This window comes from Membranihabitans maritimus, assembly GCF_021729145.1.
In the GTDB taxonomy this organism is placed as follows: domain Bacteria; phylum Bacteroidota; class Bacteroidia; order Chitinophagales; family Saprospiraceae; genus Membranihabitans; species Membranihabitans maritimus.
This window is the reverse complement of record NZ_JAJSLW010000007.1, coordinates 103,919-117,438: the sequence shown is the minus strand read 5'-3', so window position 1 is coordinate 117,438 and position 13,520 is coordinate 103,919. Positions and strand designations below refer to the sequence as shown.

The 13,520-nt window shown below is 37.9% G+C and carries 11 protein-coding genes; 7 read left to right on the top strand and 4 right to left on the bottom strand.

The window, feature by feature from the left end:
• Positions 1 to 10: 10 nt before the first annotated feature.
• Positions 11 to 1,693, bottom strand: a complete 1,683-nt coding sequence (ilvD, locus tag LVD47_RS10020) for a dihydroxy-acid dehydratase (protein ID WP_236975674.1) — start codon at positions 1,691 to 1,693, stop codon at positions 11 to 13.
• A 790-nt stretch (positions 1,694 to 2,483) separates the two neighbouring features.
• On the opposite strand from ilvD, the gene LVD47_RS10015 reads away from it, so the two are divergent.
• The 3 genes from LVD47_RS10015 (at position 2,484) to LVD47_RS10005 (ending at position 7,041) form a co-directional block, all read left to right on the top strand.
• On the top strand, positions 2,484 to 3,434 hold the full coding sequence (locus LVD47_RS10015) for an amidohydrolase family protein (RefSeq protein ID WP_236975673.1): 951 nt from the start codon (positions 2,484 to 2,486) through the stop codon (positions 3,432 to 3,434).
• Positions 3,435 to 3,742: 308 nt separating this feature from the next.
• Complete coding sequence (locus tag LVD47_RS10010; protein WP_236975672.1) at positions 3,743 to 6,184, top strand: DUF7133 domain-containing protein; 2,442 nt, start codon at positions 3,743 to 3,745, stop codon at positions 6,182 to 6,184.
• A 23-nt stretch (positions 6,185 to 6,207) separates the two neighbouring features.
• The gene (locus LVD47_RS10005; RefSeq protein WP_236975670.1) at positions 6,208 to 7,041 is read left to right on the top strand and encodes a ThuA domain-containing protein; all 834 of its coding nucleotides are present in this window, start codon (positions 6,208 to 6,210) and stop codon (positions 7,039 to 7,041) included.
• A gap of 578 nt (positions 7,042 to 7,619) precedes the next feature.
• Here the strand turns inward: LVD47_RS10005 and LVD47_RS10000 are convergent.
• Complete coding sequence (locus tag LVD47_RS10000; RefSeq protein WP_236975669.1) at positions 7,620 to 8,918, bottom strand: DEAD/DEAH box helicase; 1,299 nt, start codon at positions 8,916 to 8,918, stop codon at positions 7,620 to 7,622.
• A gap of 157 nt (positions 8,919 to 9,075) precedes the next feature.
• On the opposite strand from LVD47_RS10000, the gene LVD47_RS09995 reads away from it, so the two are divergent.
• Positions 9,076 to 9,666: a 3-keto-disaccharide hydrolase gene (locus LVD47_RS09995; RefSeq protein ID WP_236975667.1), complete on the top strand. Its 591-nt coding sequence runs from the start codon at positions 9,076 to 9,078 to the stop codon at positions 9,664 to 9,666.
• Positions 9,667 to 9,707: 41 nt separating this feature from the next.
• Here the strand turns inward: LVD47_RS09995 and LVD47_RS09990 are convergent, their stop codons facing one another.
• Complete coding sequence (locus LVD47_RS09990; protein ID WP_236975665.1) at positions 9,708 to 10,301, bottom strand: hypothetical protein; 594 nt, start codon at positions 10,299 to 10,301, stop codon at positions 9,708 to 9,710.
• Positions 10,302 to 10,367: 66 nt separating this feature from the next.
• On the opposite strand from LVD47_RS09990, the gene rimO reads away from it, so the two are divergent.
• The 3 genes from rimO to msrB are packed head-to-tail and all read left to right on the top strand — an operon-like array spanning position 10,368 to position 12,617.
• On the top strand, positions 10,368 to 11,675 hold the full coding sequence (gene rimO, locus LVD47_RS09985) for a 30S ribosomal protein S12 methylthiotransferase RimO (RefSeq protein WP_236975663.1): 1,308 nt from the start codon (positions 10,368 to 10,370) through the stop codon (positions 11,673 to 11,675).
• Positions 11,675 to 12,103 (top strand): hypothetical protein, encoded by a 429-nt coding sequence (locus tag LVD47_RS09980; protein ID WP_236975661.1) that lies wholly within the window; start codon positions 11,675 to 11,677, stop codon positions 12,101 to 12,103. Before rimO ends, LVD47_RS09980 begins: the two co-directional genes overlap by 1 nt.
• A gap of 4 nt (positions 12,104 to 12,107) precedes the next feature.
• Entirely contained in the window at positions 12,108 to 12,617 is a 510-nt protein-coding gene (gene msrB, locus LVD47_RS09975; protein WP_236975659.1) for a peptide-methionine (R)-S-oxide reductase MsrB, read from the top strand.
• Between the two features lie 160 nt (positions 12,618 to 12,777).
• Here msrB and LVD47_RS09970 read toward each other — a convergent pair whose 3' ends face one another.
• Complete coding sequence (locus tag LVD47_RS09970; protein ID WP_236975657.1) at positions 12,778 to 13,425, bottom strand: IMPACT family protein; 648 nt, start codon at positions 13,423 to 13,425, stop codon at positions 12,778 to 12,780.
• Positions 13,426 to 13,520 lie beyond the last annotated feature (95 nt).

Here is a 13,520-nt window from a genome sequence, read left to right as displayed (position 1 = left end):
CAGTGAGGTTTTAAAAATTATCAGTTACACAACCTTCGCTCGCTGAAGATACTAATTGTGCATATTTCCTTAAATGACCGTTTTCAGCTCTTATTTTAGGGGCTACCCAATTTGCTTTTCTCTTTTTTATCTCTTCTTCGGACAATTCTACGTTTAGCGTATTGTCTACAGCATTTATTTCTATAATGTCGCCATTTTCTACCAATCCGATTAATCCTCCTACCTGCGCTTCCGGTGAAATATGGCCCACTACAAATCCATGGGTGCCGCCAGAAAATCTTCCATCGGTAATCAAAGCAACTTTCTTGCCAAGTCCCTGGCCCATAATGGCAGAGGTCGGTTTTAGCATTTCCGGCATTCCCGGACCACCTTTGGGGCCGCAATATCTGATGACTACCACGTCACCGGCTTGAATCTCCTTGTTTCCAATAGCCTGATTAAGGTCTTTTTCAGAATTATAAACCCTGGCAGGGCCCTTGAATACTTCGCCTTCTTTACCGGTTATTTTGGAAACGGCCCCCTCAGTTGCGAGGTTCCCATACAGAATCTGCAAATGACCGCTTTTTTTAACAGGATCTTTCAAACTTCGTAAGATCTTTTGGCCTTGATCCAGATCCGGGACATGTTCTAATGTTTCTCCAATGGTTTTGCCTGATACTGTTTGACTATTGCCGTCGATATACCCTTCTTTCAAAAGAATCTTCATAACTCCGGGAACTCCTCCTATATTGTACAGATCTTCCATAACATACTGTCCGCTCGGTTTTAAATCTGCGAGCAATGGTGTTCGGTCACTTATTCGTTGGAAATCGTCAATGGTCAAATCAATATTTGCGGTTTTGGCAATTGCCAATAGGTGAAGTACTGCATTTGTAGATCCACCTAATACAGTAACCAATGATATGGCATTTTCAAAAGATTGCTTTGTGAGTATGTCGAGTGGTTTAATATCTTTTTCCAGCGCGTGTCGGATTACCTTCCCAATTTTTTCCGATTCCTTTTTCTTCTCCGGACTATTGGCCGGAATTGATGAATTATATGTTAGGCTAAGCCCCAGAGCCTCAATAGCTGAAGCCATAGTATTAGCTGTATACATCCCTCCACAAGCACCTTGTCCGGGAATAGCATTTTCTATTACATCCAAATATTCTTTCTCCGTAATGTTGCCTGCACCGAATTCTCCCAGGGCCTCGAAGGCAGAGACAATGTCGAGTTTTCGGCCACCCAATATACCCGGGGATATAGAACCACCATATACCATAATCGATGGCCTGTTGAGTCGGGACATGGCCATCATGGCACCCGGCATATTTTTGTCACAACCCACTACCGTAATAACAGCATCGTAATACTGGGCTGAGCAGACAGCCTCTATGGAATCGGCAATGATATCTCTACTCGGAAGAGAAAATCGCATCCCGTCAGTACCCATCGAGATACCATCACTGACACCGATTGTGTGGAAAATAAGACCGACTAGATCTTCTGCCACTACACTCTTTTTGATATCCTTGGCCAGGTCATTCAAGTGCATATTACATGGATTACCTTCCCATCCTGTACTTACAATTCCCACCTGGGCTTTATCAAAATCTTCTCTTGTCAAACCTACTCCGTGAAGCATTGCCTGTGCTCCGGGTTGAGTCGGATCTTTTGTTAGCGTTTTACTGTACTTGTTAAGTTGTTGTGTCATTCGTTACTAATTATCTTACTAAGATATGGGAAATGAATATTTCTATCCTAGAAAATAAAATACCTCCTACAATTTCTTAGTAGAGTGGGAAGTGTTTAAAATATTGATATTTAGTTAGTTGTGATTTTTTATTTTACAGCTTTTATACTTGTTTTATAGTTTTTCAAGAAGCGGCTGATAGGTGATAAGGAGATCTGATTGGTGTAATATATTATTTATATAATTATATGCTTTATGCCTTGAAAGAAGTAATATTAAGAGTAGTTTAGTCGTATATTTGTCTTTTGTTTCATTGAACGAAATTAAGTTTGTTTTATTTGGTCATGTTGGACAAAGCTATACCCGGTCGCTTCGTACCAGTAGATCTTCGTATCAATCCTGTGAATGAACTTTACCAGCCTATCGTTTCCTGGTTAAAGGTTACCAATAGGTGTTGAAATAGTCTAGATAACTATTTTTTAAATTATCAGTATCTTATATTATGTATGCATAATATTTATTTTTTTGTATTCCAATATTTGACAGTTTAATTAGTTTGGAAGTCAAAACAAGGAAATTGAGGATTAAATTCTTTCCTTTTAAATAAATTAGGTATTGGTTTTATTCTTTATCTTGTAGCATCTGTAGTAATACGGGATATTATATAATATACAATGATAAAGTATGGTAGGGATACAAACTGAGAATGGAATAGGAGTTTAATTATATTTTAAGCTTTGGCATCATTTTATTGAAATTTCATCATGTTGACGCTTCTAAAGCTTTATTAGATTTTTAAAACTCTTTTCATATGGCAATAGACCGCAGGAAATTTTTAGTTCAATCTGGCAGTTTATTATCTGCAGCTCCTATTTATTATTTAAATTCAGGAAATAGCAGTCTTCCGGATGGAGAACCTATAATAGATATCCATCAACATATTCAGTTCAAGGGCAGATCAAATACTGACCTGATAAAGCACCAGGATCATTTAGGAATAAAAAAAACTATTCTTTTGCCTTCCGGAAGTCCGGTAGATAGGGCCTCAACGCATTTCGGAAAAGCTAATGGATTGGCTGCAGAAGCTGGAGGCAATGAAAGTTGTCTTAATCTGGCTGAAAAATATAAAGGGAAAATTTATTTTGGAGTCAATGAAGTACCTGATTTGGAGGATTCTGTAAAAGTAATTGAGTCTTATTTGAAGCGCGGAGCAAAAGTTATTGGAGAAGTGAAGTTTGGGGTTGATTGTGATTCTCAAGATATGCAGAGGATTTACAGTCTGGCAGAGGAGTTTAATGTACCCATTCTAATGCATTGGGAGCATCAAATGTATAATTACGGTTTTACCAGATTTTATAAAATGTTAGAAAAATATCCGAATGTTAATTTTATAGGGCATGCCCAGACCTGGTGGGCCTATATTGATAAAAATTATAAAGATCCAAATAATTTATATCCCAAAGGTTCTGTCACACCAGGAGGAATGACTGATAGGTTATTGAGTGATTACGAGAATATGTACGGAGATTTATCAGCTAATTCTGGGCTAAATTCTTTGATGAGGGATGAAGACCATGCCCGATATTTTTTGGAAAAACATCAGGATAAATTGATGTTTGGAAGTGATTGTCATGATTCTTTATCTGGTGGGGGTAAATGTATAGGTGAACATACAATTAGTGCTATACGAAGATTATCATCCGGAAGGGTAGTTAGAAAAAAGATACTGTATAAAAATGCGAGCCGATTGTTTGGGATTTAGTTCATTTTAAGGACTATTTTGTCGCTTTTACAGCCTTGTAAACAGTAACCGGAATTAAGATCGCAGGTCGTATTTAGAATATGTATAATACATCGATGGATTAAAACTTTGCAAAATGTAAGTGTCATATTTATGTCTTGCAGATTCAATTTTAGGTTTGAAAAATGACTTGAGTTAATCTGGACGATAAATAATTTACATTCATTGTGCAAGTGGAATAATTAGTAAATCAACCTAAACTCGTCAGAGTATAGAGAGCAGACAGTTATTTTTTGTTGTAACATTTTTAGAATTATTATCAGAAAATTATGGTAAGTAGAAAATTTATTAACTATGGAACATTGATCCTGGCAATAGGTGTTTTTGTGGTATTATTTTTTTTAAAACAGAATGATTCAATAAAATCCGTTTCTGGTCTGGACTTGCCACTCTATACCAATAAAAATAACTGGGTAGCGGATTCATTCGGTGCTATCGACTATTATGAATTTTCCGGATTAAAAAAACCTCCATTGCCACCTCTGGAGGCATTAGAAACTTTTCAATTGGAGGAGGGGTTCGAAATAGAATTGGTAGCCTGCGAACCGATGATAACTTCTCCGGTTGCAATGGATGTGGATGCAGATGGCCGTTTGTGGGTAGTTGATATGCCTTCTTATATGCCGGTTTACGATAAAAATGAAGAAGAGACAGTAAAATTAGAACGTGTTCCGGAAGGGCGTGTTGTTGTATTGGATGATACTGACAATGATGGAATGATGGATGTTTCTTATGAATTTTATAGTGGTTTAATTCTTCCAAGGGCCATTAAGGTTTTAAAGGATGGTATATTAGTAGGAACTCCTCCGGACTTGTGGTTTATTAGAGACACTACAGGGGACGGAAGAGGGGATGTAAAGGAACTAGTGTCTCGGAATTATGGAGATCCGAATACTACCATTGTGACTGCCACTTTACCTAGTGGTTTGCTGTGGGGAATGGATAATTGGATTCATAGTACTGGTGATGGTTTGGAAAGTTATCGCAGAATTAACGGAAAATGGGAAACACGGTATTTCGAACGGTTAGGAGCCTGGGGATTAACTCAGGATAGTTGGGGACGTCTATACTCCGGAAGTAATACCCGTCCTTTACGTACCCATCTAGTCCCATATGGATATAGTGACAGGCATCCAAAATTTGATTTGACGAAGGGCATTGACGAGTCAATTGCCCCATATGAACCGTTATGGCCTGCCCATGTTACAGGCGTGAACAGAGGATATAGAGTAGGAGTGGTGACTCGTGAAGATGGAACGCTAAGACAATATACAGCGGCTACCTCACCATTGATATATAGAGGAGATAATTTCGATTCCTCTTACCGTGAAAATGCTTTTACGCCTGAACCGGCTGGAAACTTAATAAAAAGGTTTATTGTAGACTGGAAGCCTGATAAGTTGGACGTTAATGTGAAATTTGCATATGATGGTAAGGAGTTTCTTACCTCCACCGATGAACGTTTTCGTCCTGTAAACTTATATAATGCACCTGATGGTTCTATATATGTGGTTGATATGTATCGTGGAATTATTGAATACGTCAGATTCATTACAGATCATCTACTTAATTATACAATTGAAAATGGCTTGCATAAGGCTAATGGTCCTTATGGAAGAATATATAGAATTAAAAAAGAAAATACCGGGGATTTAAATCATTCTGTCCAACTGAGCAGTCTAAACCCTGAAGATCTATTGGAATTTCTTCGCCACAAAAACGGATGGTATCGCGATCAGGCACAACAAATTCTGGTACAATGCTCTCCAAAAGAAATCATACCCCAATTAGAAAATATGGTACTAAACGATTCAGAATGTCAATATGCCCGGTTACATGCATTGTGGACCTTAGAAGGGTACAGTCGTTCTCATTATGACTCAAAACAATTAACCAATTTAGCAATAAAAGCAATGGAAATTCCTTCCAGTCGTATCCAGGCTTCGGCCATACGAATTTTAGAACCCATGCTTTCTTCAAATTCCTTTGATATTATTTCATTTTTGACGAAGAAAGATGTTTTAAAATTCCCGGTTCCAGTCCAGTTGCAATTGATGGGGACATTGGGAGAAGTTCCTGGAGATAAGGCGTTGGATTTAATGGCACAAATGATTAATAACAGTTTGAATTCTTCTAATTTTATTTACTTTAAGGAAATGATGCTAACAAGTATTTATCAAAAAGAGATTCAAATAGTAGATATTCTGCGAAAAAAATATAATTGGGATTCAAATAAAAATGAAGATTGTGATGAATTGCTGTCAGTCATTGAGAATTCCGTTCTAGACATTGAAAATACGGACTTGACCCATTTTTCCAAAAATGAACAAAAGTTATTTGCCCGGGGTCAGGTTTATTATGCAACTTGTAAAGAATGTCACGGTGAAAAAGGCCAGGGAATTGGAGGAGTTGGTCCTTCACTGGCGGGCAGTAATTGGGTCCAGGAAGATCCTGAAATCGTGGCTAGAATTTTATTACAGGGATTTTCAGGTGGCGCTAAAGAACGCGGTGAGGATATTTCAGGGGTAATGCCCAGACATGATTATTTAAGCGATGAAACTATTGCTTCTATACTGACTTTTGTAAGAAATTCCTGGGGCAATAAGGCTTCGTCCGTCAATCCCGAACAAATAGGCCAGACCCGCAGTGTTGTAAGTCTTCAAAAGAGAGATTATTGGACTCCGGATATTTTGCGAAAAATTAATAAATGAAATAGACTAAATGAATTATAAATATGAAACTTAAATACCTTAATTATGTTAATGTACAAACTATTGGAATTTTGAAATTTCTACAACTTTTAGTCCTAATAGTTGCATTTCAAGCACCTATTTTTTCAACTCCTGTTTCCGGGGAAAAGAAGCATATCGTTTTCTTAATAAGCGAAGATGTTGATAATTATGAAGCTCATCTGACGATTCCTTCCTATGCTAAAAGAATATCAGAAACATACGGTTACAAAACAACCGTTATTTTAGGTAAAGGTGACAGAACATCTTTTCATTTTTCAGGTCTTGATATTTTAGAAAAAACTGATTTGTTAGTGGTTTTTTGTCGTCGGGTTGCTTTAAAAAAAGAACAAATGAAATTGATTAAAGATTATTTAAGCCAGGGAAAACCTTTGGTTGGAATAAGAACGGCAAATCATGCATTTTCTATTCGGGAAAAGGATAAGATTAATGAAGGGTATGAAGATTGGTGGGGTTTTGTACCTGAGATTCTTGGGTGTGAAAATAAGGGATATGGTCCAAAAGAATTCGGTACGGAAGTCCTTCTATTTCCTGAAAATAATAATCATTCTATTGTTCAAGGCGTTGAACCCGGAAATTGGAGAAGTAAGGGTACGTTATATTTAGTAGCACCCTTACTTGACCAAAATGCCAAGATTTATTTAGAGGGTAAATTTGAAAGTGAACCAAGTCATCCTATTGCCTGGACTCGAACTACAGATGACAATAGTCATGTATTTTATACTTCATTAGGACATCCGAATGATTTTGAAAATAAAAATTTCATTAAGATCCTTGACAATGGTATAAAATGGGCATTAGGTGATTTGAATAAATAAATTTGAGCCTAACTGGGACAAACAGATTATAATCATAATAGACCGGGCCGGGTTGAATTCCGTTTTTTTAGTTTGGCTATTTAAATGAAATTGAGAATTCTGTAAATCAAAACAGAACAACATCTATTAATTGAATTTTTCAACTCGATTCCCAGGGTCTTATTTTATCGATAATTCACCAAAGAACTAACTTGATGTACCCTCCAAAACTATTAATCTGAATTCGGAAATTAACATTTTGTATAGGAGATTGCAGGATGGATGACAATGACGTGTTGTATCATTCTTTGGGGGAAATCCTCTTGCCTGGATAGGATATTCGGTCACCCTTCTCAGTGTTTTAAATAAGGATAATATAAAGGGCCGAGTGCGCGGTAAAGTCACCTTTCTTTTTCAAGTCTGAAAGCGAATAAGGGGGAAGAAATCTCTACCCAAACCGCATCCTTCTGCCCACGAAAGGATTTAAAGAGATAAACAGTGAATTCAATCTTCCTAGTCGAATTTCGCTAATTTTAAACAGTCTGACTCCTTAATATTCATCGGTGTTGTGTTGTCAGATTAAGTGATCTATATAAAAATTACACCTTTTTCACCCTCACTTTCTTTTTTTTAAGGCGGGAGTTATCTACTAATGTAATAAGTTGTTGCACTTTATCGCGGTGAACGGCCACGAAAGCACAATCTTGTTTTAATTCGATGGTTCCCAATTGGTCTTTACGTAATTTACCTTGTTTGTAGAATAGCCCGGCTATATCGCCTTTGGAAATTTTGTCTTTTCTTCCCCCGGACACAAATACAGTAACCCATTGATCTTCTACCGGAGGAACTTCGCTATCCCATTTATGGATTTCAGCATTGGGGATGTAGTCAGGCAATGTCTCGTCCATCCATTTGAGAATGTAAGCAGTTCCTTTGGCATTCATTCGCGCCGTTCTACCATTTCTATGGATGAATTCGTGTTTCCGGGCAGGTAAATGGTAATGAATTATAAAATCCAGTTCGGGGATGTCTATACCACGTGCGGCAAGGTCGGTGGATACAATTAAATTGATAGATTGATTTCGAAATTTGATCAGGGTCCTTTCCCGGTCAATTTGTTCCATGCCACCGTGGAAAAGCCCATGGCTGATATTTTTATCCGATAGTCCCTGGCTCACTCTTTCTGCTGCATCCCTAAAGTTACAAAAAACGATACCTGCTTTATTTTGTAGATGGAGAAGGGCATTGCACAGGGCTGGTAATTTATCTTTTTTGGGTGACTCTATAATTTTCAGGGAGAGACTGTTTGTGAAATCGGATAAGTAATCGATGATCTTTGGCGATTTTAATCCTACAAAAGCCGGCAGGGAAGCAGAGCTGGTAGCTGAGGTTAAAATTTTATTTTCCAACGCAGGTAGGGCTGAAATGATTTCAAACATTTCTTCTTCAAAACCTACTTCCAGGGATTTGTCGAATTCGTCCAGAATGACGGTTTTAATTATTGTCGTGGAAAAAGTATCCCTTCGCAGGTGATCTGCAATTCGCCCCGGGGTGCCTATAAGAATGGATGGTGGGTGGTCGAGTTCCAACTTGTCCTTTGAAAAAGACCGTCCACCGTAAAAAGCATTGACCTTAAAACCGCTACCCATATCCCTGGCTACTTGTTCTATTTGAATGGCCAGTTCGCGGGATGGAACCAAAATTAATGTTTGTACTCCTATTATATCCGGATCCATTTTTTCTATGAGGGGTAAGAGAAAGGCAAGCGTTTTACCCGTACCTGTGGGAGAGAGAAGGATCACTTGCCGGTTGTCACCAATAGCACTTATGGCTTCTTTCTGCATGTCATTCAGCGAATCAATCCCTAATTTATTGAGTATTTCATTCCGGTTTTTCATGAGCTATCTTACTATTTAACAGGCAAAGGTATTTAATTTTGAACGGTAGAATAGATTTCTTCCCGGGATAGTGATGTAAATTGGTTGTATGAGATTTAATTCGGTATTTTTGTTTGTTATTATTTTGCAATATTTATCATATTCCTAACTTTATTAAATGAATAAATTATATCTGCTATTTGTATTTGTTATAAGTGCCTCTTTTTTATATGGTCAGGGCGATAATTGGATATCGCTATTTAATGGAGAAAATCTGGAAAACTGGACTATTCGTGGTAAAGCTGAATGGAAGGTAGAGGATGGAAAAATTGTAGGTTCTGGAGCCAATGGGCATTTATATGCCGTTCCTGAAGTAGAGGATGTTGAAATAAAAGGGGAATTTCGAATAGTAGATCTCGGGGGCGGAGCCAATGGGGGTTTATATTTTCGGTGCTATCCGCCAGAAGATAATCCGGATGGGTATCCTCAAGGATATGAAGCCCAGATATGTAATCACCAGGATGCTTTTACCGGATGGTTGTGGAAGCCGGGAACGCCAACAGGTGAGGCGAAAGAGCTCCTTACGAAAGATGGCGAATGGTTTTCAATGAGAGTTCGTGCCAAAGGGGCAAAAATTAAAATCTGGATTAACGGAAAAAGGGTTACAAAGCACAAAGACACCGAATACAAACAGGGGCTTATAGCATTACAATGTCATAATGGAGGAATGCGTATGGAAGCAAGAAATTTGTATTATAGAGAATTGTAATAGAATGCTGTTATAATATTTTCTTCCTCCACATACTTTATTTATCTATACCTTCTGCGATAATCCGTACGAAAGAGAATAGAGACCCCAAGGTTGATATAACCGGTAGAGGGAAGTTGTGAATTTAAATAGAATTGATGTTTATATTCCAGAAGGGGGGTAATAGTGACCAGGTCCGATAGCCCAATATCTAATCCAACGCCTATTTCTCCTTCTGCGATGCCAGGATTAGACCAAAGCTCTTTATCTGAAAAAGGTCGTATGTAGGAAGGAGCTAGCCGAATAAAAAATCCTTTTTCTACCAGGTAGTCATTTTTGGAAAATGTAGGACAATCACAGTCATTGAGCATGTCAAGTATGTAAAAATGGGTAGGAATAGTCAGTCCCAGGGCATGATCTGCAAAATTAGATGATAAATAATATTGGTAGAGTATTCCGGGTTGGAATTCAATCCTTACATTTTTGAGCCGGGTCCAATAATGTGCAGAAAGGTCAAGATGGTTGCCCATGGATTCTTCATCTGCAGATGAAGTGGGGGCAAAGTGGAAACGGCTTTCCAAACTAAATTGTGCCGTTGCAAAATATCCCGAGAAAGTAAAAATAAAAAGTATGGGAATAAATAAAATTCGTTGCACGATGGTATTTTTAATAAACAAAACGTCAAATTTGTGATTTAATGTTTAGAAAAGCAAAAAAATAAAGTGAGGACAAAAGGCATACGTGATCAGAAAGTCAAAGTAGTGACGCTTGGGTGTTCAAAGAATTTAGTAGATTCTGAGAATATAATTACCCAATTGAAAGCGAATGATATAGAGACGGTCCATGATGAAGAAGCAGACTGTGATATTGCCATTATCAATACTTGCGGATTTATCGATTTAGCAAAAGAGGAGTCTGTTGATACCATTCTGGAATATGTAGAATATAAAAAACAGGGAAGTGTAGACAAAGTGTATGTTACTGGATGTCTTAGCCACAGATATAAAGAAGACCTGGAGCGCGACATACCGGAAGTAGATGCTTATTTCGGAACTATGGAATTGCCTTCTCTTCTGCATAAATTTGATGTTGACTATCGGCATGAATTGATTGGGGAGCGCTTTATTACAACGGAGTCCCACTTTGCTTACCTAAAAATTTCAGAAGGTTGTAACAGAACCTGTTCATTTTGTGCTATTCCTCTTATGCGAGGAAAACACGTTTCTAAACCTATTGATGATTTAGTGCGTGAAGCAGAGAACCTGGCCAGGCATGGAGTAAAAGAGCTTTTACTTATTGCCCAGGAATTGACATATTACGGATTGGATATTTACAAAAAGAGGGCATTGTCCGAATTGCTGGAGGCATTGGCAAAAGTGGAGGGGATTGAGTGGATCCGTTTACACTATGCTTATCCCTCAAAATTTCCATTAGAAGTATTGGATACGATTCGAGAAGTTCCACAAGTATGTAACTACCTTGATATACCTTTACAACATGCTTCGGATACTGTACTCAAGAGAATGAGACGACAGATTACGCGTCAGGACACGGAAAATTTACTGGCTCGGATTCGGGAGACAGTGCCTGGGATTTCTATTCGAACGACTATGTTGGTTGGATTTCCAGGTGAAACAGATGAAGATTTTGCCGATTTGGTAGATTTTGTAAAGCAACAGCGGTTTGATCGATTGGGAGTATTTATGTACAGCCACGAAGAAGATACTTTTGCGTATGGGTTGGTAGACGATGTGCCCCATGAAATTAAACAGGCACGTATGAACGAATTAATGGAAGTGCAGCGTGAAATTTCTATGGAAAAGAACAAGGAGTTGATTGGTTCCGTAATAAAGGTTTTGATTGACAGAAAGGAGGGGGATTATTTTTACGGAAGAACGGAATACGATTCCCCGGAAGTAGACAATGAAGTTCTTATACGGGCAGATCAGTATTTTGTGCGATCGGGAGACTTTGCAGAAGTATTGGTAGAAGATGCGACTGAATATGATTTATTTGTCAAACCAGTGTGATGAATATTGAAAGCTTTAATTATAGAAGGCCTTATGAAATGGCCGCGGGATTATACATAGTTTGTCTGCTAATATTTGGTTTGCAATATGCTTTTTCATCATCAGGATCCCATAATGAAAATTTGATGGAGGTCTGGCTATACGGATCAGTGGCGTGTTTGATTTTTGCATTTTTTGGATCTGTTACATTACTTTTTGCGGAAAATTTTAAGCGGCATTGGAACCAGGCGATCGTTTCTTATATAGTCTTGATTTCGGTGCATATTTTGATTTCGGGGTTAATTTCAGGTGTGGGGATTACTGAAACTGACAACTATAGGCGTATTCTGATCGTTGTAACTATAGCTTTTTTGGTATTTATTTCTATTGCCGGTTTGATCAAAAGGTTTGAAACATGGTCAAAACGCCAGGATAATTTTAAAAAATAGAAAGATGAAGAATCAAAATATTTTTTTGCTTTTGTTAATAGCAACAGTTCTTACCATAAGTTGTGACAATAGTAAAGCGCAGTCTAATGAAAAAAATAATAATGTTACTTCTTCGATAGAAAAGATCGAAAAATCCGATGCGGAATGGAAAAAGGAGTTGAGTGCAGAGGTATATCATATTATGAGGGAAAAGGGAACGGAGCGCCCATTTACAGGAGAATTATTAAATAACAAAAAAGAAGGGACTTATGTCTGTGCAGCATGTAATCTTCCATTGTTCTCCTCACAAACCAAGTTCAAGTCCGGAACCGGATGGCCAAGTTTTTTTAAACCCATTAAGGATGAAAATGTATTGGAAGAAACTGACCGTTCGCTGGGGATGGTAAGGACGGAAGTTTTATGTGCTCGCTGTCATGGACATCTTGGTCATGTTTTCGAAGATGGGCCGAAGCCAACGGGGTTGAGATATTGCTTGAATTCACTGGCGCTGGGTTTTGAGGAAGTGCAGCCTTAGGAACTCCCCCTTAGTCCGCCTCTTGATAGAAAGGAAAGCATCTTTAAGAATTATAAGAATTCAGCATTGAGAAATTTACTGGGGGTACCATACGAAACACAATAGTTTATGAATGCAGAATTTTGTGTTGGGTTGATAGGAATGGAAAGTTTTTTTCTTCTTAGCCCAAAATCTCAAATTTTATATCGGGATACTCCATTTTTTCTTCAACTTCTTCGATGTATATATTGAGTAGTTTTGATTTTAGAATTTTTAGTTTTCCTTCGATTGCTTCCCTTTCTGCTTCCATAGAATAAATGGCATTCGTCCCTTCATAGGATCTGCTGATTATCTCTGTATTCAATTGAGCGGCCCATTCCTCCAGAATATGGACTTTGGCGAGCGGGAGAACAATTTTAAATGGTGTTTTTTGAACAACTTCAATAATATTCCCCGATTCCAGGGCTAATTGAGTACTGGTCTTGTAAGCCTGTATGAGGCCAGAGGTTCCCAGGAGGGTCCCACCAAAATATCGAACTACTACGGCAACTATATTTACCACATCATATTTAATAAGTTGTCCCAGTATAGGTTTTCCTGCAGTCCCGGAAGGTTCTCCATCGTCGTTACTTCGTTCAATTAATTCATCCGGGTTTACGCGCCATGCAGAGCAATGATGTCTGGCTTTGAAATGTTCCTCTTTAATAGAATCGAGAAAGTTTAGAGCTTCTTCTTCATTTTCTACCGGTGCCAGATAGGAAAAAAATTTAGAACCTTTTTCTTTAAAATACCCATTAACACTTTGACTCAATGTATTATAACGATCCAAATTGTATTTATTTAGCGTTCTGGTGAAATATTATTTTATACTGGATTTTAAATCAAAGTGAAAAATAAAAAAAATCGTCCATTTGAAGTACCGAT

Excerpts from the sequence above, each read along its gene's own strand:
- ilvD (WP_236975674.1), bottom strand. The coding sequence starts at position 1,693 with ATGACACAACAACTTAACAAGTACAGTAAAACGCTAACAAAAGATCCG.
- LVD47_RS10015 (WP_236975673.1), top strand. The coding sequence starts at position 2,484 with ATGGCAATAGACCGCAGGAAATTTTTAGTTCAATCTGGCAGTTTATTA.
- LVD47_RS10010 (WP_236975672.1), top strand. The coding sequence starts at position 3,743 with ATGGTAAGTAGAAAATTTATTAACTATGGAACATTGATCCTGGCAATA.
- LVD47_RS10005 (WP_236975670.1), top strand. The coding sequence starts at position 6,208 with ATGAAACTTAAATACCTTAATTATGTTAATGTACAAACTATTGGAATT.
- LVD47_RS10000 (WP_236975669.1), bottom strand. The coding sequence starts at position 8,918 with ATGAAAAACCGGAATGAAATACTCAATAAATTAGGGATTGATTCGCTG.
- LVD47_RS09995 (WP_236975667.1), top strand. The coding sequence starts at position 9,076 with ATGAATAAATTATATCTGCTATTTGTATTTGTTATAAGTGCCTCTTTT.
- LVD47_RS09980 (WP_236975661.1), top strand. The coding sequence starts at position 11,675 with ATGAATATTGAAAGCTTTAATTATAGAAGGCCTTATGAAATGGCCGCG.
- msrB (WP_236975659.1), top strand. The coding sequence starts at position 12,108 with ATGAAGAATCAAAATATTTTTTTGCTTTTGTTAATAGCAACAGTTCTT.